Origin of the sequence: Pseudomonas typographi (assembly GCF_014694385.1) — a bacterium.
GTDB classification, from domain to species: Bacteria; Pseudomonadota; Gammaproteobacteria; order Pseudomonadales; family Pseudomonadaceae; genus Aquipseudomonas; species Aquipseudomonas typographi.
In genome coordinates, this window is sequence record NZ_JAAOCA010000031.1 from 13,586 (window position 1) to 35,831 (window position 22,246).

General features: G+C 61.8%; 22 protein-coding genes. 15 read left to right on the forward strand and 7 right to left on the reverse strand.

Annotation, left to right across the window (positions count from 1 at the left end; all coding sequences use genetic code 11):
* Nucleotides 1-35: 35 nt before the first annotated feature.
* The 4 genes from HAQ05_RS21135 to HAQ05_RS21150 are packed head-to-tail and all read left to right on the forward strand — an operon-like array spanning nt 36 to nt 3,039.
* Nucleotides 36-851 (forward strand): CheR family methyltransferase, encoded by an 816-nt coding sequence (locus HAQ05_RS21135; RefSeq protein WP_190424299.1) that lies wholly within the window; start codon nt 36-38, stop codon nt 849-851.
* Nucleotides 848-1,423 carry a chemotaxis protein CheB gene (locus HAQ05_RS21140; protein WP_190424216.1) on the forward strand — a complete coding sequence of 192 codons (576 nt, stop codon included), beginning with the start codon at nt 848-850 and terminating at the stop codon, nt 1,421-1,423. The genes HAQ05_RS21135 and HAQ05_RS21140 overlap by 4 nt, the downstream gene beginning before the upstream one ends.
* On the forward strand, nt 1,417-2,610 hold the full coding sequence (locus HAQ05_RS21145) for a hybrid sensor histidine kinase/response regulator (protein ID WP_190424218.1): 1,194 nt from the start codon (nt 1,417-1,419) through the stop codon (nt 2,608-2,610). The genes HAQ05_RS21140 and HAQ05_RS21145 overlap by 7 nt, the downstream gene beginning before the upstream one ends.
* 51 nt (nt 2,611-2,661) lie before the next feature.
* Nucleotides 2,662-3,039 carry a response regulator gene (locus tag HAQ05_RS21150; protein ID WP_190424220.1) on the forward strand — a complete coding sequence of 126 codons (378 nt, stop codon included), beginning with the start codon at nt 2,662-2,664 and terminating at the stop codon, nt 3,037-3,039.
* Nucleotides 3,040-3,160: 121 nt separating this feature from the next.
* Here the strand turns inward: HAQ05_RS21150 and HAQ05_RS21155 are convergent, their stop codons facing one another.
* The 3 genes from HAQ05_RS21155 to HAQ05_RS21165 all read right to left on the reverse strand — a co-directional run bounded on the left by HAQ05_RS21155 (nt 3,161) and on the right by HAQ05_RS21165 (nt 4,711).
* Nucleotides 3,161-3,712: an ATP-dependent Clp protease proteolytic subunit gene (locus HAQ05_RS21155; RefSeq protein WP_190424222.1), complete on the reverse strand. Its 552-nt coding sequence runs from the start codon at nt 3,710-3,712 to the stop codon at nt 3,161-3,163.
* A 93-nt stretch (nt 3,713-3,805) separates the two neighbouring features.
* Complete coding sequence (gene ppnP / locus HAQ05_RS21160) at nt 3,806-4,087, reverse strand: pyrimidine/purine nucleoside phosphorylase (RefSeq protein ID WP_190424223.1); 282 nt, start codon at nt 4,085-4,087, stop codon at nt 3,806-3,808.
* Nucleotides 4,088-4,150: 63 nt separating this feature from the next.
* The gene (locus HAQ05_RS21165; RefSeq protein WP_190424225.1) at nt 4,151-4,711 is read right to left on the reverse strand and encodes a 3'-5' exonuclease; all 561 of its coding nucleotides are present in this window, start codon (nt 4,709-4,711) and stop codon (nt 4,151-4,153) included.
* Nucleotides 4,712-5,012: 301 nt separating this feature from the next.
* Here HAQ05_RS21165 and HAQ05_RS21170 point away from each other — a divergent pair, with 301 nt between their 5' ends.
* The gene (locus tag HAQ05_RS21170; protein WP_238935200.1) at nt 5,013-5,819 is read left to right on the forward strand and encodes a substrate-binding periplasmic protein; all 807 of its coding nucleotides are present in this window, start codon (nt 5,013-5,015) and stop codon (nt 5,817-5,819) included.
* A gap of 3 nt (nt 5,820-5,822) precedes the next feature.
* On the opposite strand, the gene HAQ05_RS21175 is transcribed toward HAQ05_RS21170, so the two are convergent.
* Together HAQ05_RS21175 and HAQ05_RS21180 are read right to left on the reverse strand one after the other, a co-directional pair.
* Nucleotides 5,823-8,327: an ABC transporter permease gene (locus tag HAQ05_RS21175; protein ID WP_190424229.1), complete on the reverse strand. Its 2,505-nt coding sequence runs from the start codon at nt 8,325-8,327 to the stop codon at nt 5,823-5,825.
* Nucleotides 8,327-9,010, reverse strand: a complete 684-nt coding sequence (locus tag HAQ05_RS21180; RefSeq protein ID WP_190424231.1) for an ABC transporter ATP-binding protein — start codon at nt 9,008-9,010, stop codon at nt 8,327-8,329. Before HAQ05_RS21180 ends, HAQ05_RS21175 begins: the two co-directional genes overlap by 1 nt.
* Nucleotides 9,011-9,021: 11 nt before the next feature.
* On the opposite strand from HAQ05_RS21180, the gene HAQ05_RS21185 reads away from it, so the two are divergent.
* From HAQ05_RS21185 to HAQ05_RS21195, 3 genes are all read left to right on the forward strand, one after another.
* A complete protein-coding gene (locus HAQ05_RS21185; RefSeq protein ID WP_190424233.1) occupies nt 9,022-9,627 on the forward strand; it encodes an arylesterase in 606 nt (201 codons plus the stop codon).
* Between the two features lie 55 nt (nt 9,628-9,682).
* Nucleotides 9,683-9,973 (forward strand): hypothetical protein, encoded by a 291-nt coding sequence (locus HAQ05_RS21190; RefSeq protein ID WP_190424235.1) that lies wholly within the window; start codon nt 9,683-9,685, stop codon nt 9,971-9,973.
* Nucleotides 9,974-10,080: 107 nt separating this feature from the next.
* A complete protein-coding gene (locus HAQ05_RS21195) occupies nt 10,081-11,028 on the forward strand; it encodes a L,D-transpeptidase family protein (RefSeq protein WP_190424238.1) in 948 nt (315 codons plus the stop codon).
* A 160-nt stretch (nt 11,029-11,188) separates the two neighbouring features.
* On the opposite strand, the gene oprI is transcribed toward HAQ05_RS21195, so the two are convergent.
* A complete protein-coding gene (gene oprI / locus HAQ05_RS21200) occupies nt 11,189-11,440 on the reverse strand; it encodes an outer membrane lipoprotei OprI (protein WP_008372139.1) in 252 nt (83 codons plus the stop codon).
* A gap of 448 nt (nt 11,441-11,888) precedes the next feature.
* Between oprI and HAQ05_RS21205 the strand changes: the two genes are divergently transcribed.
* Nucleotides 11,889-12,173, forward strand: a complete 285-nt coding sequence (locus HAQ05_RS21205) for a GNAT family N-acetyltransferase (protein WP_190424240.1) — start codon at nt 11,889-11,891, stop codon at nt 12,171-12,173.
* A gap of 40 nt (nt 12,174-12,213) precedes the next feature.
* Here the strand turns inward: HAQ05_RS21205 and HAQ05_RS21210 are convergent, their stop codons facing one another.
* Nucleotides 12,214-13,290: a 3-deoxy-7-phosphoheptulonate synthase gene (locus HAQ05_RS21210; RefSeq protein ID WP_190424242.1), complete on the reverse strand. Its 1,077-nt coding sequence runs from the start codon at nt 13,288-13,290 to the stop codon at nt 12,214-12,216.
* Between the two features lie 260 nt (nt 13,291-13,550).
* Between HAQ05_RS21210 and HAQ05_RS21215 the strand changes: the two genes are divergently transcribed.
* From HAQ05_RS21215 to HAQ05_RS21240, 6 genes are all read left to right on the forward strand, one after another.
* Nucleotides 13,551-14,045 carry a universal stress protein gene (locus HAQ05_RS21215; RefSeq protein ID WP_190424244.1) on the forward strand — a complete coding sequence of 165 codons (495 nt, stop codon included), beginning with the start codon at nt 13,551-13,553 and terminating at the stop codon, nt 14,043-14,045.
* 127 nt (nt 14,046-14,172) lie between these two features.
* Nucleotides 14,173-15,147, forward strand: a complete 975-nt coding sequence (gene cysB / locus HAQ05_RS21220; RefSeq protein ID WP_190424246.1) for an HTH-type transcriptional regulator CysB — start codon at nt 14,173-14,175, stop codon at nt 15,145-15,147.
* A 23-nt stretch (nt 15,148-15,170) separates the two neighbouring features.
* The gene (locus HAQ05_RS21225; protein WP_190424248.1) at nt 15,171-15,437 is read left to right on the forward strand and encodes a DUF5629 family protein; all 267 of its coding nucleotides are present in this window, start codon (nt 15,171-15,173) and stop codon (nt 15,435-15,437) included.
* A gap of 74 nt (nt 15,438-15,511) precedes the next feature.
* Nucleotides 15,512-16,684 (forward strand): lactonase family protein, encoded by a 1,173-nt coding sequence (locus HAQ05_RS21230; RefSeq protein WP_420825787.1) that lies wholly within the window; start codon nt 15,512-15,514, stop codon nt 16,682-16,684.
* Between the two features lie 328 nt (nt 16,685-17,012).
* Entirely contained in the window at nt 17,013-21,740 is a 4,728-nt protein-coding gene (locus HAQ05_RS21235; RefSeq protein WP_190424250.1) for a dermonecrotic toxin domain-containing protein, read from the forward strand.
* A 68-nt stretch (nt 21,741-21,808) separates the two neighbouring features.
* Complete coding sequence (locus HAQ05_RS21240) at nt 21,809-22,237, forward strand: hypothetical protein (RefSeq protein WP_190424253.1); 429 nt, start codon at nt 21,809-21,811, stop codon at nt 22,235-22,237.
* Nucleotides 22,238-22,246: the final 9 nt, after the last annotated feature.

A 22,246-nucleotide genomic window follows, 5' to 3' on the forward strand; every position in this document is an offset into this window, starting at 1 on the left:
AAACGGCCGACCTGGGGGCTGGCCATGAAGCGCGAGTGGAGCACACCACCGACATCGAGATTCGCCTATTGATCGAAGCGATCTACCTCAAATACAGCTACGATTTTCGTGACTATTCCGGGGCCTCGATCAAGCGCCGAATCCAGCACGCCCTGCATCAGTTCGACTGCCGTACGGTATCGGCGTTACAGGAGCGCGTGCTATACGAGCCGGCGATGTTCATGCAACTGCTGCAATACCTCACCATCCCGGTGAGCGAGATGTTTCGCGACCCTGAGCACTTTTTGGCGTTGCGCCGCGAAGTGGTGCCGCTGCTGAAGACCTACCCCTCGCTAAAGGTGTGGGTTGCCGGTTGCAGCACCGGCGAGGAGGTGTACTCGATGGCCATTATGTTGCATGAGGAAGGCCTGCTGGACCGCACCATGATCTACGCCACCGACATCAACCCCACCTCGTTGGAACGGGCCAAGCAAGGTATTTATTCGCTTGAGAATATCCGCGCTTATACCCGCAATTACCAACTGGCAGGGGGGCAAAGTGCGTTCAGTGATTACTACACCGCCGGTTACGAACACGCCATCATGGACAGCCGCCTGCGGCGCAACGTGACCTTCGCCGATCACAGCCTGGCCACCGACAGCGTGTTCTCGGAAACTCAGCTGGTGTCGTGCCGCAACGTATTGATTTATTTCAACCGGAAACTTCAGGACCGCGCGTTTGGTCTGTTTCACGACTCGTTATCGCACCGCGGTTTTTTAATGCTGGGCAGTAAGGAAACCCTGGATTTTTCTGCTTACAGCGATGCGTTTGAGACGTTGAGCAAACCGGAACGGATTTATCGTAAATTATGAACCGCTACCAGGCAGTGGTCGTTGGGGCATCGGCTGGGGGCGTCGAGGCCTTGCTGGGACTGTTCGGCGCCTTGCCCAGCCATTTCGCCCTGCCGATCATGACCGTGCTGCACTTGCCCGACGGCCGCCATAGCCAGTTGGCCCAAGTGTTCGAGCGGCGGCTGGGGCGGATGGTGCGCGAGGGCCAGGATAAAGCGCCGATCGAGCCGGGAATCATCTACGTGGCCGGGCCCAGTTACCACCTGTCGGTGGAGCGCGATTTTACCTTTTCCCTGAGCCAGGAAGACCGTGTGCATTATTCAAGGCCATCGATCGATGTGCTGTTCGAGTCGGCCGCCGATGCCTACGGTAAGGGGTTGGTCGGCGTACTGCTGACCGGCGCCAATGAGGATGGGGCCAAAGGCCTTGTCAGCGTACAACAGTGCGGCGGCCTGACGCTGGTGCAGGACCCTGCCCAAGCGCGCATTGCAATAATGCCCGAAGCGGCGTTGGCGCTGATGCGCCCTGATTATATTTTGCCCATCGCGGGCCTTGCCAGGTTGCTGGCCGAATTGGATACGAGCGCATGCTAAGTCAGATACAAGCCAAACTGTTGATCGTGGATGACCTGCCAGAGAACTTGCTCGCGCTCGACGCGTTGATCCGCCAGGCCGATCATGCAGTGTTCCAGGCGCGCTCGGCGGACGAGGCACTGTCGCTGCTGCTGCAGCATGAGTTCGCCCTGGCCATTCTTGACGTACAAATGCCCGGCATGAACGGCTTCGAGCTGGCAGAGCTGATGCGCAGTACGGAAAAAACCAAGCATATTCCGATCGTGTTCGTCAGCGCCGCCGGGCGCGAAATGAACTACGCCTTCCATGGATACGAAAGTGGCGCGGTGGACTTTCTGCAAAAGCCGCTCGACCCCCTGGCGGTGAAGAGCAAAGTGAATGTGTTCGTTGACCTCTACCGGCAGCGCAAGGTGCTTAAGGAACAGCTTGAGGCGTTGGAGCGCAGCCGCCAGGAACAGGAAATCCTGGTGCGCCGGCTGCAGGTCGCGCAGGCCGAGCTTGAGCATGCCGTGCGTATGCGCGACGATTTCATGTCGATCGTTTCCCACGAGGTGCGTACCCCGCTTAATGGTTTGATCCTGGAAACACAGTTGCGCAAGTTGCACTTGGCCAAAAGCAATGCCGACGCTTTTACCCTTGAAAAGATGAAAGCCATGGTCAGCCGTGATGAACGGCAAATCCAGAGCTTGATCCGCTTGATCGACGACATGCTCGATGTGTCACGCATTCGCACCGGCAAGTTGTCGATCCAACCCAGCCGCGTTGACCTGGGGCAATTGGTAGGCAGTGCCGTGGAGCGCTTCATACCGCAGGTACAAGCCGCTGGAACGCAAATACGCTTTAGCTGCGAGCAGGCGCTGGTGGGCGAATGGGATGAGTTCCGCCTCGAGCAGGTGGTGGCCAACCTGTTGACCAACGCCTTGCGCTATGGCGGCAAAAGCCCGATCGAAGTCGGCGTGTGCGAGCATGAGGGCTTGGGCCGCCTCGATGTTCGTGATTTTGGCGTGGGTATCAGCAAAGACGACCAAAAGCGCATCTTCGGCCAGTTCGAACGGGTATCATCACGCCCTGGCGTGGCAGGCCTCGGGCTAGGGTTGTACATTTCCGAGCAGATCGTCTCTGCCCATGGCGGGCGGATCGAGGTCCAGAGTGCACCGGGGGAGGGCGCGTTGTTCAGCGTACTGCTGCCGTTGGCGCGCAACCTCTGACACGGCCCACGGTCACATGAGCAGCCCGATAGACAGAACATAGGCAACACCATGAGTGGAGATGCACAAGACGTGGTCCTGGTGGTCGAGGACGAACCGGTGATTTTGCGGGTTCTCACCGATTACCTGCTGGGCGAGGGATACCACGTACTACAAGCCGAAAACGGTACCCAGGCGTTCGAAATTCTCGCCAGCAAGCCGCACCTGGACCTCATGGTCACCGACTTTCGCCTACCCGGCGGGATTTCCGGCGTCGATATCGCCGACCCGGCTGTGAAGCTGCGGCCGGACCTTAAAGTGGTGTTTATCAGTGGTTACCCCGCGGAAATCCTCGATTGTAGCCACCCCATTGCCCACCGTGCGCCGATCCTCGCCAAACCGTTCGACCTTGATGAACTGCAGCGGGTGATTCGCCGAGAATTGGCCTAGCGGGGTATCCCGGACAAGCCGCACCCTGTTAGCGGTGCCTGTTGCTCCGGGCCATGTTGGCGCTGCGTGCCATCGCGTTGCTAGGGCGCTTCACGGTGCTTTGCCGGCCAACAGGAGGTTATTAGAGGTGCACGCCATGGCTGATGCTGTCGACCGGCAGCGCCAGCTCCTCCACGGCATGCACCAGCCCGCAGCGCAGGCCTTCTTCCGGCTCCAGGATGCGCGGGGCGGCGCGCAGGTAGGTGGGGATGTCCAGCGGCTCGGCCGCGCCGAGGGTGCGTTCGCGCACGATACGATCGTACAGGGCTAAATCATGGTCCAGGCTCATCGCATACTCGGCCATGCGTGCATGGTCCACAGCGCCGTTGAGTGTCCAATGAAAAGGGTGGAAGAGGAATTTACTGTGCCTGCACGCTGTGCGGTGGCGGCCAGCCAGGTAAATGATGTTGCCCATCGACTCGACCGTGCCCAGGTTATGGGTGTCGACCGGGATGGGCAGCGTGGTCAGGAAGTTATATATGGCAAAGCCATAACTGCACTCGCCGCCCATGGTGGCGATGTTGACCAGCAACTGGTGGGCGCCGTCGCGCACGGCGCGCGTGCAATGTTCGATCAGCTCACCACAGGTGGCCGAATTGATCGGCCCGGTGAAGTGCACGATATGCGTGGTCATGGCGGAAGCCTCCTTGAGTACGGCGGGGACGTAACAAGGTTGATTCGGCACCGCTGGCATCGGTTCCCCCCGCGGGGTTGAATGGCCCCCTGGTCAGCGATACTCGCACAGGTAGGCGGTATCGCTGGCAACCTTGAGCTGGAACTTGCTATTGGCGGGCACGCTGAACTGGCTGCCCGCGCTAAAGGTTTCCCAGCCGGCGCTGTCGGGCAGCTTCACCACCAACTCGCCGCTGATCACCTGCATGATCTCTTTTTGCGCGGTGCCGAACTCGTATTCGCCGGGTGCCATCACGCCGAGGGTCGCTGGGCCCTGGGCAGTGCTGAAGGCAATGGATTTCACTGTGCCGTCGAAGTACTCATTGACTTTAAACATGGCATTTCCTCGCGCTTAAAGGGGCAAAAAAGGGGGCCAGTATGCCCAAGTGGCGAAACGCCGTCATCCGCTTTTGTTTGGGAAGGGTAGCGCCAATGGCAACAGCCGTGCGGTGTTGCGGGCATCGATCAATGCGCGATGCGGGGTGCCGTTGAACTGCAGCCCGGCCAGTTGCAGCGCACCGTTCAGCCCGGTGGGGCGCTGTAGATGGCGGGCCTTGGCAAAGCGTTGCTTGAGGTTCACATGGGGGATCTGGGCCAAGCAGGAGACCAATTGGTACTCAGCCCAGGCCAACAGCAACTGTTGGCGGTCGTAGTCGCCCCAACTGACCCAGCCCTGAAGGCCCTGGCCGAAGCGCTGTAGCCAACGTTCGAATTGTGGCCACACCTGGCCCATTGCGTGAGCGCTGTCGATGTCCGTTTGCCGAATATGCGTCAGTTGCCGGCAGAAGGGGGTAAGCTGCGGGCGCCGCGCGGGTTTGACGAAGCGCTGGAAGTGATCCAGTTCGTGGCCATCGTGGTCGACCATGCAGGCGCCGATCTCGATGATTTCCATCTCCGCGACCGGCCAACCGCCGTCATCGGTGGTGGCCTCCAGGTCGATCACCAGCCAGTGCGGCTTCATGTGGGCTCCAGATCCGTCATGGGCTACAACCGCTTAGTGTGGTGCCTCAGAAGTTAGCTGCACAATTTTGACGGGGCCTTTTGCTGCCGGCCTGCGCTGCTATCCCTCGCGACAGCCCTGTTATGCCGCGCCATGTCACGGTGCCACACAACAACGCTGACGAACTGCAGACACCTCTCTAGAGCCTAGCCGAACGGCAAAGGTTCCTGAATCGCAGTGGGTTACCTGCTTGATATTGCTTGCGTACTCAAAACCCCCTAGCTTATGTATACGTTCCCTAACAGTGGTATTCGTGATGTGCATGCCTTTGCGGGCCCTGCTGCTTGGAGCATTGCTTTCGGCCCTGGCCAACCCGGTAAGGGCGCAACAAGATGTGCGTATTGGCGCTGCCCACTTTCCTCCTTATACGGTGCGCCCGGAAAACGGCGAGGACTTCGGGCTGCTGCCGGAACTGGCCGCCGCGTTGAACCGCCTCCAAAGCACGTATCGTTTCGTGCTGGTGCCCACGTCCATCCCACGGCGCTTCCAGGACTTCGCCCAAGGGCGCACCGACATGGCTATTTTCGAGAACCCGGCATGGGGCTGGCAGGGCATCCCCCACGTAAGTGTCGATATGCGCCTCGAAGATGCCGAAGTGTTCGTCGCCCGGCGTGAGTCAGGCCGCGACCAACGCTATTTCGCTGACCTCACCGGCAAGCGCTTGGCGTTGTTCAGCGGTTACCACTACGCGTTCGCGCAGTTTGAGGCAGACCCGCAAAGGTTGGCCCGGGACTGGCACGCCACCGTGACGTACTCGCACGACAGCAACTTGCAAATGGTATTGCGCGGCCGCACTGACATCGCCTTGGTCACCCGTTCGTACCTGAGCGATTACCTACGCCGCAATCCAGAAATCGCTGGCGATTACTTGGTGTCTGAGCGCATCGATCAGGTGTACCACCACTACGCGTTGCTGCGCCCGGGCGCGCCGATCAGTGGCGAACAGTTCGCGCTTTATCTCAAACAATTGGAAGAAAACGGCGAGCTCGAAAAAATCTTCGAGCCTTACCGCATTTCGGTACTGGGCTTCGAGCCGGTGCCGGCGGTGGTTCACCCGCCGGCGCCTTGAGCGTCATGCCTCGCGCAGCACCGCCAGGGGGCTGGCAGCCAGTGCACGGCAGGTGCCCAGCATGCCGGCCAGCCCGACCAGCGCGGCACCGGCCAGTGGCAGTAGCAACAGCCATGGGTGCGGTGCCCACGGCAGTTGCAACGCGAAACGGTACAGCGCCCAACTCGCCGCCTCTGTAGCCAACGCCGCGACGCCGCCGCTGGCGGCGCCGAGCACGGCGAACTCGATACGCCGCGCGCTGACCAACAGTGGCCGCGCCGCGCCAAGGGCGCGTAACAGCGCGCCTTGCCGGATACGCTCGTCAAGGGTCGCCTGCAAGCCGGCAAACAACACCGCCACGCCGGCAGCCAGCACGAACAGCAACACGAACTGCACCGCCAGCGTGACCTGCGCCAAAATGCTGCGCAACTGTGCCAGCACCGCGTCGACCTGCAACAGCGTGGTGGCGGGGAACGCCCTCGACAACGCGACAATGCGTGCGTCGTTGCCCGGGGCCAGGTAGAAGCTGCCTAAGTAAGTGGCGGGTAGGTCTTGCAGCGTCCCGGGTTGGAAAATGATAAAAAAGTTGGGCTGGAAGTTATCCCAGTGGATGCTTCGCAGGCTGGTGATGCGGGCGTCGCGTACTACCCCGCCGACGTTGAACGTGAGTGTGCTGCCAATAGTGAGCCCTAGGCTTTGCGCCAATTCGCCCTCCACCGACACGCCCGGCAGTTCGCCGGCAATGGTCGGCTGCCACCATTGCCCGGCGGTGATCTGGTTGCCGGCGGGCAGCTCCGCCGCCCAGGTCAGGCTCAAGTCGCGCTGGGTGGCACGTTCGCCGCGCGACCCGGCGCTGACCCGGTCGGCGACCGGTTGGCCATCGATATGGGTCAGGCGGCCCGGCACTACCGGGTACAGCGGCGAAGCACGTGCGCCATCGGCGCCAAGCTGCTGGGCGAAGGCGTCGCGCTCGCCCGGCAGAATGTTCACGGCGAAGTAATTAGGTGCCTCCTTGGGCAACTGCTGTTGCCAGGTATCGAGCAGTTCAGTGCGCAGCAGCACCACCAGGGCCATGGCGAAGAGTATCAGGCCAAAGGCCAACGCCTGCCCGGCCGCAGCGGTGGGGTGGCGCAACAGTTGGCCCAGACCAAGGCGCCACGGCAAGGGGGCGTTAGCCAAGGCTCCGCGTAGGCGACGCAGTACCCCGACCAACAGCGCGCCCAGCACCAACGCGGCGACCACCCCCCCGGCCAGGAGGGCCAGGGTCAGGCGCAGGTCGAGGCTTAGCCGCCACATGATCAGCCCCACCGCCAGCACGGCGGTGCCGTACACCGCCCAGCTGGCGGCAGGCGCCGGTAAAAGGTCACGGCGCAGCACCCGCAAAGGCGGCACCCGGCCCAACGCCATCAGCGGCGGCAAGGCGAAGCCGGCCAGCGCGGCGAGGCCTGTGCCCACGCCGGCCAGGGCCGGCGCCGGGCCTGCGCTGGGGATCGAAGCCGGCAGCAGCCCATGAAGCAATGCGAACAAGGCGAACTGGCTGAGCCAGCCCATTAGCGCGCCGGCCAGGCTGGCGGCGAGCCCCACCAGGGTTAACTGCAGGCTGAACAATAGCAACGTGTCGAGACGTGACAGGCCCAGGCACCGCAACAGGGCGCTGGTATCAAAGCGGCGGGCAGCGTAGCGGTTGGCCGACAAGGCCACCGCCACCCCGGCGAGCATCACCGCCACCAAGCTGGCCAGGTTCAGGTAACTCTCGGCCTTGCCCAGCGCACCCCCGACCTGGCGGTTGCCATCGTGGCTGTCGAGCAGGCGCTGGTTGGGCGCAAGGCTGCCCTGGACTTGTTCTCGGTACTGCGCGATCAGCGCCGGTGCCCCGCGCCACAAGTCTCGAAAGCTGACCCGGCTGCCCGGTTGCAGGATGCCGGTGGCAGCAAGGTCAGCGAGGTTCATCAGCACCCGCGGGATGAGGCTGTAGAAATCGGCGGCGCGGTCGGGCTCGTAGGTCAGCACGCGGCTGATGCGCAGCGTTTTCGTGCCGATATCGAGGTTGCCGCCCACCTTCACGTTCAGCGCTGCCAGCAGCCGCGGTTCTACCCAGGCTTCGCCGGCGCCTGGCAAGCCGCCGGCTTGCTCGGCCCCGTAGGGTTCAGCGCTACTTTTTAGCTGGCCGCGCAGGGGGTAGGGCGCCTCGACCGCCTTGATGCTTGAGAGCTGGATGCTCGCATCCGTGGCTGCCACGCTGGTGAATTCGACCGTTTTGGCGTGGGCCAGGCCCAGCGCCTGGCCTTGGCGCAGTTGCTCCGGCCGTGCTTCGGTGGTGCCTTGCAGCACTAGGTCGGCGGCCAGGAACTCGCTGGCGCGCAAGGCCATGGCAGCGTTCAGGCGCGCGCCAAAATAGCCGATGGCGCTGCTGCAGGCCACAGCGATCACCAGGGCGAAAAACAACACGCGCAGTTCACCGGCGCGGGCATCACGCACCACTTGGCGCAGCGCCAGGCTGCACAAGCGCAGCAAGGGTAGGCCGTTCATCAAGGCTCCAGCGGCGGCACCAGGCGGCCAGCATCCAGGCGAATCTGGCGGCGGCAGCGCTGGGCCAAGCGTTCATCGTGGGTGACCAGCACCAGGGTGGTGCCCCGTTCCCGGTTGAGTTCGAACAACAAATCACTGATGCGCTCACCGGTTTGGCTGTCGAGATTGCCGGTAGGCTCGTCGGCGAACAGCACCGACGGCTCGGCGGCGAACGCTCGGGCGATCGCCACGCGCTGCTGCTCACCCCCGGAAAGCTGGCGTGGCCAGTGCCCTAGGCGGTGCCCTAGCCCCACCCGGCCGAGCAACAGGCGGGCTTGCTCGCGGGCGTCTGCACGGCCGTGCAGTTCCATGGGCAGCATCACGTTTTCCAAGGCGTTCAAGCTGTCCAGCAATTGGAACGACTGGAACACGAAACCGACGTGTTCGGCCCGTACCTGAGCCCGGCGGTCTTCATCGAGGCTGGCCAGCCCGTGGCCGGCCAGGCTAACCTCGCCGGTGCTGGGCAGGTCGAGGCCGGCCAATAGGCCGAGCAGGGTGGATTTGCCGGACCCGGAGGCGCCGACGATGGCCAAGCTGTCGCCAGCGGCCAGTTCCAGCGACAGCGGGTGCAGGATGGTCAACTCGCCTTCCGTGCCGGGAACCGCTTTGCTAAGGTTGCGCGCTGTGAGAATGCTTGCGCCCATGGAGAGTCCGAATGCGAATGTGGAATGGGGTGGCCGGCGTGCTGCTGTTGGCGATGGCACAAGGGGCCGCGGCCGGAACGGTGTTGATCCTGGGCGATAGTATCAGCGCCGGTTTCGGGCTGGATACCTCCGCTGGCTGGGTAGCGCTGTTGCAGCGGCGCCTGGCACAACAGGGCGAGGGCGATACGGTGGTCAATGCGTCGGTCACCGGTGACACCAGTGCCAACGCCCAAGCGCGGCTGCCAGCGCTGCTGACACAGTATAAGCCGAAGCTTGTGGTGCTTGAGCTGGGAGGCAACGATGGCCTGCGTGGGCAGCCGCCTATGCAATTGCAACAAAACCTTGCGCAGATGATCGATGCCTCTCGCGCCGTGGGCGCCAAGGTATTGCTGCTGGGCATGCGCCTGCCGCCCAATTATGGCGCGCGCTACACCCAGGCCTTTGCTCAAGTGTATGGCAACTTGGCGCAGGATAAGCAGGTGGCGTGGGTGCCTTTCATGCTCGAAGGCGTGGGCGGCACGCCAGCGCTGATGCAAGCTGACGGCATACACCCGAACCAGAGCGCCCAGGGGCGCCTGCTCGATAATGTCTGGCCGGCGTTGCAACCCTTGCTCTAACCCTTTTCTCCGGGCGGCCTTTCGGCTAAGGTTGCGCCCCCGCCTGGAGCCCGCAATGCCACGACCCGCCTGGTCCTTGCACCATTACCAATTGATAGAACCTGATGAACAACTCGACCTTTTCGCCTGCCAGCAAGTGCGCGTGCACTTGGCCGCCCGGCAATTGGAGCTGGCAGGGTCCGCCGATCGTACCCTGTGCGGGGGCCTGTTGCCCGCGCAGCCACGCTGGTTCGGGGTGCAAAAGAAGATTTTCCGCGATACCCGCCTGTGCCCGCTGTGCCGGGCGATCCTGCTGGCCCAGCGTAAAGGTACCCGGCCTGTATGGCCAGGGCTTGAAACCCATTAAGTGCCCACGGTGGTGAACGGCCAAGCGTAACGGCTTCACTCGTGTGTGCTCGGGCAGCGGTGTACAATCACGCTTTCGTATTCGTCACCCTTGCGAAGGAAGTTCGGATGTTGCCGCGTGTCACCGCCCTTAGCCGTTGCCTGTCCCTGGCCGCTGTGTTCGTAGCAGGGCCGGCCTCTGCGCTGGAACTGCCCCTGCCGCCGCCTGGCGAAGACATCGTCGGCCAAGTGCAAACCATCAAGGCCCGTTACGAAGACACCTTCGCCGATCTTGGCAACCAGTACGACCTTGGCTACCTGGAAATGATCGCGGCCAACCCGGGCGTGGATGCCTGGCTGCCCAAGGCCGGTACGGAGATCGTGCTGCCCACGCGTTTTATCCTGCCGCCCGGGCCGCGAGAAGGTATCGTGATCAACTTGGCCGAGTACCGCTTGTACTACTACCCCAAGGGCGGCAATACGGTACGCACCTACCCGCTGGGTATCGGCCGAGAGGGCTGGGGTTCGCCGGTGGCCAACACCAAGATCATCGCCAAAATCACCAACCCCACCTGGACGCCGCCGGCTTCGGTACGTGCCGAGCATGCCGCCGACGGCGACACCTTGCCAGCGGTGGTGCCGGCCGGGCCAGATAACCCGCTGGGGCCGTTCAAGTTCGTACTGGGACTGCCGGGTTACTTGATTCACGGTTCGAACATGAAGTTCGGTATCGGTACCCGTACCAGCCATGGTTGCTTTCGCATGTACAACAACGATGTACTCGAGCTGTCGGGCCTGGTACCGGTCGGCACCCCGGTACGTATCCTCGATGAGCCCTATAAATTCGGCATCAGTGGCGGCAAGCTGTACCTCGAAGCCCATACCCCGCTGGATGCGAAGGGCGATCCGTCCACCGAAGACAAGCATGCCGCAGTGATCAATGCGCTGATCAACCGCAAGGATTTGTCTGGCCATGTGACCGTTAACTGGGACACGGTGCGTGATGTGATCAACGGTGAGGATGGGCTGCCGGTTGAAATTGGCACGCCGGATGATACGCTGGTGAGCGGCCAGTAAAAGGCGGCTGCACAGCCGGGCAAATGGCCTGCGGCGGCTGGCTGGGCCGCACGCTGCAATGGGCGTTCAAAGTGGCCCCAGCGCAGCGCGCTTGGCTACTGAAACACAAAGGCCGAGCCATGAAAGTGGCCCGGCCTTTGTGTTCAAGTAACCTGCAGGGTTACTTGCGAGAAGCTTTGTCGAGCATACGCAGGGCGCGCTCGTTAGCTTCGTCAGCGGTTTGCTGGGCTTTCTGGGCAGCAGCGAGCGCTTCGTCAGCCTTGCGGTAGGCCTCGTCAGCGCGCGCTTGGGCACGAGCGGAAGCGTCTTCGGTAGCGGTCAGGCGGGCTTCGGTTTCTTTGGAAGCGCTGCTGCAGCCGGTAGCCAGAACGGCAGCCAGAGCCAGAGCAGAGAATTTCAGAACGTTGTTCATCGTGTTCCCCTTCAAGGACTTTCTAGTTTAAGTAGCCATCTCTCGCACAGGAGAATATGGCCGGTGTACATAGTACCCATTACTTGTAGTAAGTAAACTGACGCAATGCAAGAACGCGCAAAAAATTGCGCGCCGCAGGTTGGTATAGAGCGGCTGCTTCGACTGTTGTTCAGTTTTTGTGCAGTACGCGATGAGCAATAGGCGGCAGTTGGCCGTGGAAGTTGTCAAGCCAGTGTATGCAAGTTGGTGAAACCAAAGGTGACTTTTACGGTCACTGTGCGTCTGTTCATTGCTGTTGCCCAGCGCAGTTATAGCCCATGCCCCGCGCGGGTTGCCTGAACGGTGCCGGCGCGGCCGATGTCAAACAGGGCAGTGTAGGGAACAGTTCCAACCCTGTCGAAACGGCGGTATGGTAGGGGTCTGATTACAAGACCCGCGAGGAGTTGCAATGAGCGAGGCGTTTGCTATCCATCACGACCAGGACGGTCACCAGTTCGAGACCGTCGTGGATGGGCACCGTGCCTACCTGACCTACATGGACTTAGGTAAACAGACACTCGATATCTATCGCACCTTCGTGCCCTCGGCGCTGCGCGGGCGCGGCATTGCCGCAGCACTGGCGGCGACTGCCTTGGAATACGCCGACCGCATGGGGTACACGGTGATACCTTCATGCTCTTATGTCGAGCGCTACATGGAACGCCATCCGCAACGGCATAACCAACCCGGCTGAGCTGCCGGTGGGCAGGTACCTGCGCCCCTCCCAGGGCAGGTTAAAACCGGGTGCGGTTAGGCAGGATGCCTTTGAGTTTTTCATGCATGGCGAGAAGCGTTCGCTCGGTAGTGTCCCAATCGATGCAGGCATCGGTGATCGACACGCCGTATTGCAGGTCGGCAAGGTTTTTCGGGATCGCTTGGCAGCCCCAATTCAGGTGGCTTTCAACCATTAACCCGATGATCGAGCGGTTGCCTTCGAGAATTTGGTTGGCGACGTTTTCCATCACCAACGGTTGCAGGGCCGGGTCTTTGTTGGAGTTGGCATGGCTGCAGTCGATCATCAAGTTGGCACGCACCTTCGCTTTAGCCAAGTCTTGTTCGCACAGGGCCACACTGACCGAATCGTAGTTGGGCTTGCCGTTTCCGCCGCGCAATACCACGTGCCCGTAGGGGTTACCCTTGGTGGTGACGATCGACACGCCCCCTTGCTGGTTGATACCTAAAAAGCGGTGCGGCTTAGACACCGATTGCAGCGCATTGATGGCCACGGCGAGGCCGCCATCGGTGCCATTCTTGAAGCCGACCGCCGACGACAGCCCCGACGCCATTTCCCGGTGTGTTTGCGATTCGGTGGTGCGCGCGCCAATCGCCGACCAGCTGATCAAGTCTTGCAGGTACTGCGGCGAAATGGGGTCCAGCGCCTCGGTGGCCGTGGGCAAACCCATTTCGGCGAGGTCCAGAAGCAATTGGCGGCCGATGTGCAGCCCATCCTGGATCTTGAACGAGTCATCCAAGTAGGGATCGTTGATCAGCCCTTTCCAGCCCACGGTGGTGCGAGGCTTCTCGAAGTACACGCGCATCACCAGGTACAGGCTGCTGGAGACTTTTTCCGCCAGCGCCTTCAGGCGTTCGGCATATTCGTGGGCCGCCTTGATGTCGTGGATCGAGCAGGGGCCGATGACCACGAACAGGCGGTGGTCGGTGCCGTCGAGGATGTTGCGTATCGTGTTGCGGCCGGCGGTCACGGTGCGCAGGGCCGCCTCGCTCAGCGGGATGTCCTGCTTCAGTTGCTCCGGGGTAATCAAAGTATCGTTGGAAGCAACGTTGAGGTCGTTGATCGGTAAGTCGGCCATCAGGGTACTCTTTGGGTTTTGGCTGTCACGGGCAGGGCCGCGACAGAGGTAGGCGCGGCAGGAGGCGAACCTTAGCGCGTTCGGGCGGCCAGCGGCAATGGCTGCCAGCCCACTGGCAGCCTTTTGCTGCGGGTTGGCCATCCGAACGATGAAACTTACGGCATGGGTGTGGGTCTATGTGCGCCTTTTCGGCGGGGCGCCGCCGGGCCTGCTACGCTCAGTAAAGTTTCCACCATCGCGTAGGTGGCCTGGGAGGTCAGATGATCCGCTCGATGCTGTATGCCACGGATCTTGGCATTTATGCACCGTATGTGCTGCAACATGCCCTGGCCCTGGCCAGGGCATTCAAGGCCGAGCTGCATGTGGTGCATGCGGTAGAGCCGATCGGCCGGTTCGGCGAGTCGGTGTTGCGCAGCTATCTTAACGATGCTGCCCTGCATACCCTGCAACAGCAGAAGATCAGTGACGTGCTTGTGGCCATCGAGCAACGGGTGCTTCAAGAGTTACACGACGACCTGGCCGACAGCGGCCACGATCTGGCGCTGATCCAGGCCGTGCGCGTGGTCCAGGGCGACGCGGCCGAGGTGATTCTGGATCAGGCACGGCGCCTTGATGTGGACCTGCTGGTCATGGGGAACCGCTGCGCTGGCAGCAACCAAGCACCCGCGTTGGGCCGCACCGCCAGCCGGGTACTGCAGCTAGCGAGTGCGCCCGTTTACTTGGTGCCGCGGCCGGCGATGGCGGTAGCACATTGAAATAATTGCAAAACAGTTCTAGATTCTTCTCCGGACTATCAAATATAGTTATAAAACTAAACGGGCCGCTGCTGGCCCCGCTGTGGCCGAAGCTGGCCAGGGCGCCTTCCTGTCCCGAGGGATCTACATGAAGCTTCAGCAACTGCGCTATATCTGGGAAGTCGCCCACCATGACCTGAATGTCTCGGCCACGGCGCAGAGCCTTTATACCTCCCAACCGGGGATCAGCAAGCAAATTCGGTTGCTCGAAGATGAGCTAGGCGTGGAGGTGTTCGCCCGCAGTGGCAAGCATCTAACCCGCGTAACGCCGGCCGGGGAGCGGATTATCCAGACAGCGGGAGAAATCCTGCGCAAAGTCGAAAGCATCAAACAGATCGCCCAGGAATTCTCCAATGAGAAAAAAGGCACGCTGTCGATCGCGACCACGCATACCCAAGCCCGTTATGCGTTGCCGCCGGTGATCAGCGCGTTCATCAAGCAATACCCGGAAGTGGCCCTGCATATGCACCAGGGCTCGCCGATGCAGATCGCCGAGATGGCGGCCGACGGCACCGTGGACTTCGCCATCGCCACCGAAGCGCTGGAGCTGTTTGGCGATTTGATCATGATGCCCTGCTACCGTTGGAACCGCACCGTGGTGGTGCCCCAAGGCCATCCGCTGGCGAAAGTGCCGAAGCTTACCCTGGAGGCCCTGGCCGAACACCCCATAGTGACCTATGTGTTCGGGTTTACCGGCCGCTCCAAGCTAGATGAGGCATTCCAGCAAAAGGGCCTGACCCCTAAAGTGGTGTTCACCGCGGCAGACGCCGACGTGATCAAGACGTACGTGCGCCTGGGCCTGGGCGTGGGTATCGTGGCGCACATGGCGGTCGACCCCAAGCTTGACAGCGATTTGGTGGTGATCGATGCCGACCATTTGTTCGAACCGAGCATCACCAAAATAGGCTTTCGCCGTGGCACCTTCTTGCGCGGTTTCATGTGCGATTTCATCGAGCGCTTCGCGCCACACCTTACCCGCGAAGTCATGGCCAAGGCCATTGCTTGCCACAATAAGCAAGAAATGGAAGCGCTGTTCGAAGGCGTCGAATTGCCCAACCATTGATCACGCCACCGCCGGACCGGCCCATGCCCCTTTTAAGCGATGCCTTGCAAACGGCTGACATGCTATTGATCGATGACCTCCATGCTTTCAGCTTCAGCTTGGATGAAAAAGGTTTAAGCATCGAATGCATGGATGGCCGTGAACTGAAACGATGGCACTTTGTCCCAGAAGCTGTCAGCCAAGCCCGTTACGACGACAGCGCGGGCCTATGGCTGATCGATGATGTGGACGGACCCCATCGGTTGGCCTGCATGGACGCGATTATCGCCGCTGAAGAAGAAAACGAATAAGCGCCAGCCTCGCGTCCGCCTTGCCGTTTTGGGTTTAACTTCGGCGCGCATCATTTGATCGATCAAGGATGTGCATCATGTTGCGAGTTTTCATGTCTACGTTGCTGGCTGCGGGTGTCGGCCTGGGTTCGGTGTCGTCCTACGCTGCCGCGAGCGGTTATGACTTGCTGGTGGGTACCTACACGGCCGGAACCAGTGAAGGGATCTACCGCTACCGTTTCGACACCGCCACGGGGCAAATACAGGCCAAGCCGCTGCAGGTAATCCCGGCCGAAAACCCGTCGTGGCTGGCGGTCAACCACAAGCAGACCCGGCTATTCGTGGCCAACGAAAATGGCCCAGGGCAGAAGGACCCGGTCGGCAAGGTCAGTAGCTATGCCATCGGGCTGGACAACACCATCAGCTTGATCAGCCAGCAGCCGACCGGGGGGGACGAGCCCACCCACGTCAGTATCAGTACCGACGGTGACTTCGTGTTCGTCTCCAATTACGCCGTGCATGCCCAGGGGAAACCCAGCCTGGTGGTGCTCGCCGTGGACGATGACGGCAAGCTGGGCAAGGTCGAGCAGACGTTCCAGCACACGGCCAGCCACATAGACCCGCAGCGCCAGGCCAGCAGCCATGTACATTCGGTGGTGTCATCGCCCAACAAAAGCCACTACGTGTACGCCAGTGACCTGGGCGCCGACCAGGTGTTCATCTACCAATTCACGCCCTCCAACGAGCATTACCCGTTGAACCCGGCGGCGCCACGTTCGGTGATCTTGCCACCCGGCAGCGGCCCGAGGCATTTGCTGTTCAACCATTCGGGCAAGCAGGCTTATCTGACCCTCGAAATGGCCGCACAGGTGGCGGTGTTCGACTATCGGGCGGGCAACTTGGTGCGCACACAACTGCTTAACCTCGCCGATAAACCCGGGCAGGGCGCGGGTGGCGCGTTGCATTTTTCTGCCGATGGCAAGTTCCTTTATGTGAGCAACCGCGGCACCGTTAACCAAATAGTGGTATATGCGGTGAACCCTGACGACGGCAAACTCAAGGCGTTGCAGCGCAGGTCGGTTGACGGCGACCACCCGCGGGAGTTCACCCTTGACCCGACCGGGCGCTATGTATTGGTGGCTGACCAAAAAAGCAACGCTATTGTGGTGATCGAGCGTGACGAGAAAACCGGCCTGCTTGGTCGCACCGTACAAACCTTCAAGCAGGATGCCCCCTCCGATTTGAAGTTTCTGGCGCGTAACCATTGAGTAAATCGATAGCCGCTACTGGTACAAACAATTTCTGTTAGTACGCGCGCCGCGGGTATGTTTTATGCCCGGCCTGACCGGTCGGCTCGTCGTCAAAAGGGGTAGAGGCTGTGTGCCCATGAAATATACGAATTTGCTAGGCGCTGCACGCCAAGGGGCGTTAGCCGCTATCGTGCTGTATGCGGCCGTGGTCGGCGCAGCGCTGTTGGCTGTGCAACTCGGCGCAGGCGTGTAACGGCGCAGCCGCCCGCTGGCGGCACCACATATGTACGGCGGGAGGGGGCGCTGCAGGCGCTAGGGTGGCGGTTTATTACCGCCGGAGTTCCCTATGCCCACCGTTGTTTTCCCATTCTTCCACGCAACAGTATTGCGCCAGCAGTTCATTGACCACTTGCAGCAGCTTAGGCAGGTTGGGGGGGTGACCGCGCAAGAGCATGATGCGCTCATCAACCTGGTTGCAGTGGACCATGATCCGCGCTTGGGGCGTTATGATCGGTTCGTGCCTGCGCCGGGCCAAGTCCTCGATGCTTATTTGCACGGCGCGTTGGCGCTTGCCCTGCCCGACGCGGCGCCCGTGTACCTATTTACAGCCCTGGCCGGCATCAAGCGCTATGCGAGCCACGGGCAACTCAGGCAAGCGCTCGCGGACCAAGGCATCGACACGGAGGGCTTGGCATTAGAGCTGATCGAGCGCCGGCCGTTTCGCGCACAAATGGAACACTACTTGCAGCACCGGGCCTCGAACCTGGCGCTCACGGCCGAAGCGCTTGCGGCATTGCCAGTGCTCGATCGGCAACTGAGTTCAGCACAAGGCGAACCGACTGCCGCGCTGGCGGCGTTGCAGGCGTTCTGGGAAAAGGGGCCGGAGGTGAATGGCCGCCTGGCGCAGATCAAGCAGGCGTACTGCGCAGGTTTTTATCAAATCTTGCTCATGGCCCGGCAGTCGCCGGTACCATTGTTCGCCATGGCGTTGCTGCAGGCGGCCCCCTACGCTGAAAACGTCCGTTGGGCACGCCTAATGCTGCAGTGGGACGGCGAAGAGGTTCCCCTGGCGGGCACCCTGGTGTGGTTCTTCAACGACCAGCCGCAGCGCTGCGTGTTCACGCCGCATAGCGGTGTGGCGTGGTATAGCGATGAGCAGGCGCTGTTACATGCACAAGCCAACTCACCACTGGCACCTATAAACATACCCACCACCCAGCGTGCGCGTTGGCACCAGGGCGAGCCGCCACGGTTGGTGCTGGCACCGCTTGCGGCTGACCCGTTTGCCCAGGCGATTGAGGATATTTGTGCGGCGCAGCGTGCCGATGTCTACGATGCTCTCCTCAGTCATGGGCAGCGGCCTGCAGAGGAGGTAATGATCGAGGCAGAAAACGCGTTGGATATTCGCCTGCGCCTAGACCGCCGCCTGAGTGCCCTGGATCCCACGGCGCGCTGGGTTAACCTGAGTGCGGCAGAGTTGGCAGCGGTGCCCGATCCGCTTATCCCGGACAATGAGGCCGAGGTGATCGCCTTGTTGGAACAGGTTCGCGAAAGCCGCAGGGACATCGGCCTTGCCCAGCCGGGTGTACAACAGGTGATCGACGGTTTGCTCAGGCCCTGGCTCGTGGTGTTCGACGAGGCGCTCACCCCGCAACAAGTGAGGGTCAGCTTCGATCACGAGCAGCTGTTATATACAGTCTCGCTTGGTGACCTACTGATCGAACGCTTCACTGGCCGATTGTCCGGGCCATTACCGCGTACCGCGACGGTGCAGTGGGAAAGCCGCGATCCGGCCGCCGGGCTGGATGTTGAAGGCCTTGAATTTTGGCTAGACCGCGCCATCCCCACCTTTGCCGAGCGGTATCAGGCGCATTTGGACCGGCTCTACCATCACGGGCAACGGGTCAATGGCCGCTGGGTCGACGCCACTTCGATGATGGAACGTGCCCTGGAATGGGTGCTGCGTGCCGATTTGGCGTTGGCGGTACGCGACGGTTGGTTGCCGACACCGGCGTTGGGGTTACTACAGGCGGCGCTTGAGGGCAGTACCTCGGTCCAGGCTTTCGGTATAGACCTGGAACTGAACGAGGAGCAGGCTGCGGTGCGGCTGGCCGACGTCGCCGTGCTCCGCCTCCAGCCGGCGCTCAGCGAGGGAAACGATAATCGCGTGGTGCTGTTTTGGTCCGCGGCGCTGGGCATACAGACAGCCTTGAACCTGGAGGAACTGGGTGAGCTTATCATCGCCAAGCTGAAGCGGCCGGGCGTCGATAACCCGTACCTTGGGCTGTTGCCACGGGTTGATGGCGCGATGCTGGAGGTACTGTATGACCAACACACGCCGGTAACCATGAAAGCCAGTTATTGGCCGATGCAAGGTGGACTGCTCCACCGGCTGCACAAAAGTGCCCATGGGCGCCGGTTGCAGCAATGCCTGGAAGCTCTGGAGTTGGTGCGCCTCGGTCGTTTTGGTGCACGAATTACCAGCGTGTTGCTCGATGAGGTGGCGATTGACGACAGCCTGGCGCCGGCAGTGTCCAGGTTAGCCGCGGCCTGGGCCGATCGGCAGGCTGAAAGGGTGCTGCCAGCCTGGGTATTGAAGGCCTCTACACAAGACCAACACCGATTTATCCATTACTTGCGCGAATGCGTACAGGTGGCCTCGCCTAGCCAGGACTACCTGGAAGGCATGCCGGGCCTTGAGGCTTTCGCCGGGCAGGAAGTGCGCCGACGCCTGCTCGATGACGGCTTCAGCGCGTCCCTCGACCCTGACCGCGTAAGGATCATCAGCCGTGCTTACATTCCCGCCCCCGTGGCGATCGGTAACCTGCCATCGGCCATCCCCGCCGCAGTCAGCCAGCACACCCAAAGCCTGACCGAGGCCGTGCTACAAGCAACAGCGTGGCTGCGTGAAACCATGATACTCAGCCTGGACGATGGCAGCCCATTGCCAAGCGGGCTGACCCCCCTGTATGTACGCCAAATGGTCAGGAGCCTGGATTGCGGCGGCCATTACCGGCGCCTGCTCGAAAGTACGCTCAGCCGTGATAGCCCCACCCATGGCCTACGCCGCACGCGCTTCACCGAGCAGATGCGCCGGCAAATGTTGATGACCGCCTTCGCCCTGAAACTGCAAGGTGTCCTGGGCGAAGTGGCATTTGCGATGATCGAGCGGGTGGCCCAGGCACCCGATGCCCAAGCCCGACGCGACGCAGGCATCGAAGGGGCTGCCCTGTCGCTGCTGCAACTGAGGGCCGCGCCCGGCTTGGGGGTCGATACGTGCCAGGGTGTTTATGTGTTACGCAACCCAGCGGGCAGTGGGCCGGTGGTGGTATTCATGTTGTACTCGCGGCAGGCAGCGTTCGTTGAGTACACCAGCAGCGAGGCGTTCGAGCGCGCCCTGCACAGCGACGAGGGGCTACAGGATGCGCTGATCGAACGGCTCGACCCTTCGCGCCGGCCGATATACGCGGCCGGCGGATTGGCGCGGCCGCATTTGAACCGGTTTTTCCCCGAGGCGGTGACCGACCTGGTCTCCCCGGTCCGGCCAGCCGAATGGGTCACAGAAGCGGTCACCGGCAATGCCTTTCGCCAGATGTATGACGATAACCTGGAGCTGCTGCGCAGGATGGCCAGGGCGCAGACTGCCACGGCCGAAGAGGCGCGCTGGCAAGACTTTCGCTACCTGATCGGCCTTGCCGTGGAACAGGGGTCGATGTTCCTACCCATTCCGTTCGCGGTGGTGATCGGGCTATGGCAGAGCCGGCAATTGGCCGGGCAAGCCCTGGCGGCGGCGCGTAACCGTAAATGGGGCCAAGCACTGTCGGAAATGGTCGCGGCGATGGTTAACCTGTTCTCGGTGGCGGCGCCAGGGCCACACGCCACCCCGCGCCCGGAAACCTTCGCCTGGCGCCCCGGCAGCCAGTTACCGGCCGAGCTTCGCCGGCGCCTGGCGGCCATGGAGGTGACCGACCGGGAGCTGGCGCAACTCACCCCGGTGCCATCGATGCAGCTGTACCTGGACGGCGAGCAGCATTATGCAAGCGTTGAGGGCAAGGTGTTCCAAGTGGGCCAGCAGGCTGGCCAGTGGCATATTCTCGACCGGCAAAACCAATGGGGCCCACCGATCCGGCTGGGCGCACAAAACCGTTGGCAACTGGCGCTTGGCTTGAGTGGTGGTGGCCCCGTGACCAGCCGCTACCGCCGTGAGAGGGTGCTTGACACGCTGAAAGACCAGTTTGTGATTACCGAAAATGGCCTGCGTGAGATCCGCCGCTTCAAGCCCAGCCGCGCCATCCAGTTGGAAGGTAGCCTGATCCACGCGCAGCGCATTTTGCACCGTGCCTTGCGCAAGTTGGCAACGCCGGGCAACCTCGCGGAGGATGTACGCGCCGTGCTTGAGGACACCTTCGGCCCCGGGCAAGCGACGCCGGCCCTGGCTAAACGCTTGCACGGCATGGTCGATAACATTTACGCCGAAGCGGTCGGCACGTCGCTACGCGATGGCGAGCGCTGGGTGTTGTGTAGCCCCGCCCCAGGCAATGAACTCAATGTCGCGTTCATCGTCAACACAGACCCCAAACGCCGCGTATTTCTCAGCGACGCCTTTTTCGACCCGTCGGTGGTCCGCGCGGTGGATCCTAAAGCGTTGCGGGCAGGCTTCGACCCGCTGCGTTATCTGCAATCGGCCGTGCTGATCCATGAGTTATCGCACTGGAGCCTGCGCACCGATGACCTGGCCTACCTGGGGTTGAGCGCGCCGTATGCAGACTTGATCGACCCCTCCCTGGGGGGCAGCGACAGGGTACAAATAGAGGCCGAGCGCCGTTCGCTTAGCCATGATACGCCCTCCGGCCGCTTGTTCAGCATGCTAGGCGGGGCCTCAGCGACCAATGCGGACCGTTCAGCGCTGCGCCGACTGCTGGCGCTGACCCGGCAGAACGACCTTGCCGGGGCGATCGCGGCGTACCAAGCGGACCCGGTGATACGCAACGAGGTCATCCTGAGCAATGCCGACTCGGTGACCTGGTTGGTGTTGCAGTTGGGGCGCGAGTCGGTGACCGAAACAGCGGTATAGTGCTATATAGCGCATGGCGCACTCGGGGGCAGGCTACGTTGCGGCTTTCAGACAACGGAATACCGCACATGCCTACCCCCTCGTTACCGTTTTTCCACACTGTTCACCTTCACGGTTACTTCGTTCGTGCGGTGAGTGCGGCCATACAGGCAGGCCGCGTGCCGCCCGGTGAATCGGCCCTGCTGCTGCAAAGCTTGCAACCGGAATACCAGCACCTGGGTTTTCGTGCCGATACGGTGTCTTACGGCCCCGGCAATCTCACCGACCCAAGCTTGGTGGGTGCCTTACTGATCAGCCGCGGCGAGGCCGATCCGGTCTATTTGTTTAGCTTGTCGCGGGGAGTAGAGCGTTTCGCCTCGCGCGCTGAGCTTACCGGCACGTTAAAGGCCAGGGGTATCGTTCCGCTGCTGGAGGCGACGCAGATCCAAGGCGCACCGTTCGAGGCACAAATGCGCGCCTACCTTGAAGCGCGCTGCGAGCGCGCTGCGAGCGCTTAACCTATACGG

Coding starts and splice junctions, on each gene's coding strand:
- HAQ05_RS21195 (WP_190424238.1), top strand. CDS start 10,081: ATGTTGCCGCGTGTCACCGCCCTTAGCCGTTGCCTGTCCCTGGCCGCT.
- oprI (WP_008372139.1), bottom strand. CDS start 11,440: ATGAACAACGTTCTGAAATTCTCTGCTCTGGCTCTGGCTGCCGTTCTG.
- HAQ05_RS21165 (WP_190424225.1), bottom strand. CDS start 4,711: ATGAAGCCGCACTGGCTGGTGATCGACCTGGAGGCCACCACCGATGAC.
- HAQ05_RS21190 (WP_190424235.1), top strand. CDS start 9,683: ATGCCACGACCCGCCTGGTCCTTGCACCATTACCAATTGATAGAACCT.
- HAQ05_RS21210 (WP_190424242.1), bottom strand. CDS start 13,290: ATGGCCGACTTACCGATCAACGACCTCAACGTTGCTTCCAACGATACT.
- HAQ05_RS21145 (WP_190424218.1), top strand. CDS start 1,417: ATGCTAAGTCAGATACAAGCCAAACTGTTGATCGTGGATGACCTGCCA.
- HAQ05_RS21170 (WP_238935200.1), top strand. CDS start 5,013: ATGCCTTTGCGGGCCCTGCTGCTTGGAGCATTGCTTTCGGCCCTGGCC.
- HAQ05_RS21215 (WP_190424244.1), top strand. CDS start 13,551: ATGATCCGCTCGATGCTGTATGCCACGGATCTTGGCATTTATGCACCG.
- cysB (WP_190424246.1), top strand. CDS start 14,173: ATGAAGCTTCAGCAACTGCGCTATATCTGGGAAGTCGCCCACCATGAC.
- HAQ05_RS21225 (WP_190424248.1), top strand. CDS start 15,171: ATGCCCCTTTTAAGCGATGCCTTGCAAACGGCTGACATGCTATTGATC.
- HAQ05_RS21240 (WP_190424253.1), top strand. CDS start 21,809: ATGCCTACCCCCTCGTTACCGTTTTTCCACACTGTTCACCTTCACGGT.
- ppnP (WP_190424223.1), bottom strand. CDS start 4,087: ATGTTTAAAGTCAATGAGTACTTCGACGGCACAGTGAAATCCATTGCC.
- HAQ05_RS21150 (WP_190424220.1), top strand. CDS start 2,662: ATGAGTGGAGATGCACAAGACGTGGTCCTGGTGGTCGAGGACGAACCG.
- HAQ05_RS21140 (WP_190424216.1), top strand. CDS start 848: ATGAACCGCTACCAGGCAGTGGTCGTTGGGGCATCGGCTGGGGGCGTC.
- HAQ05_RS21180 (WP_190424231.1), bottom strand. CDS start 9,010: ATGGGCGCAAGCATTCTCACAGCGCGCAACCTTAGCAAAGCGGTTCCC.
- HAQ05_RS21205 (WP_190424240.1), top strand. CDS start 11,889: ATGAGCGAGGCGTTTGCTATCCATCACGACCAGGACGGTCACCAGTTC.
- HAQ05_RS21235 (WP_190424250.1), top strand. CDS start 17,013: ATGCCCACCGTTGTTTTCCCATTCTTCCACGCAACAGTATTGCGCCAG.
- HAQ05_RS21185 (WP_190424233.1), top strand. CDS start 9,022: ATGCGAATGTGGAATGGGGTGGCCGGCGTGCTGCTGTTGGCGATGGCA.
- HAQ05_RS21155 (WP_190424222.1), bottom strand. CDS start 3,712: ATGACCACGCATATCGTGCACTTCACCGGGCCGATCAATTCGGCCACC.
- HAQ05_RS21175 (WP_190424229.1), bottom strand. CDS start 8,327: ATGAACGGCCTACCCTTGCTGCGCTTGTGCAGCCTGGCGCTGCGCCAA.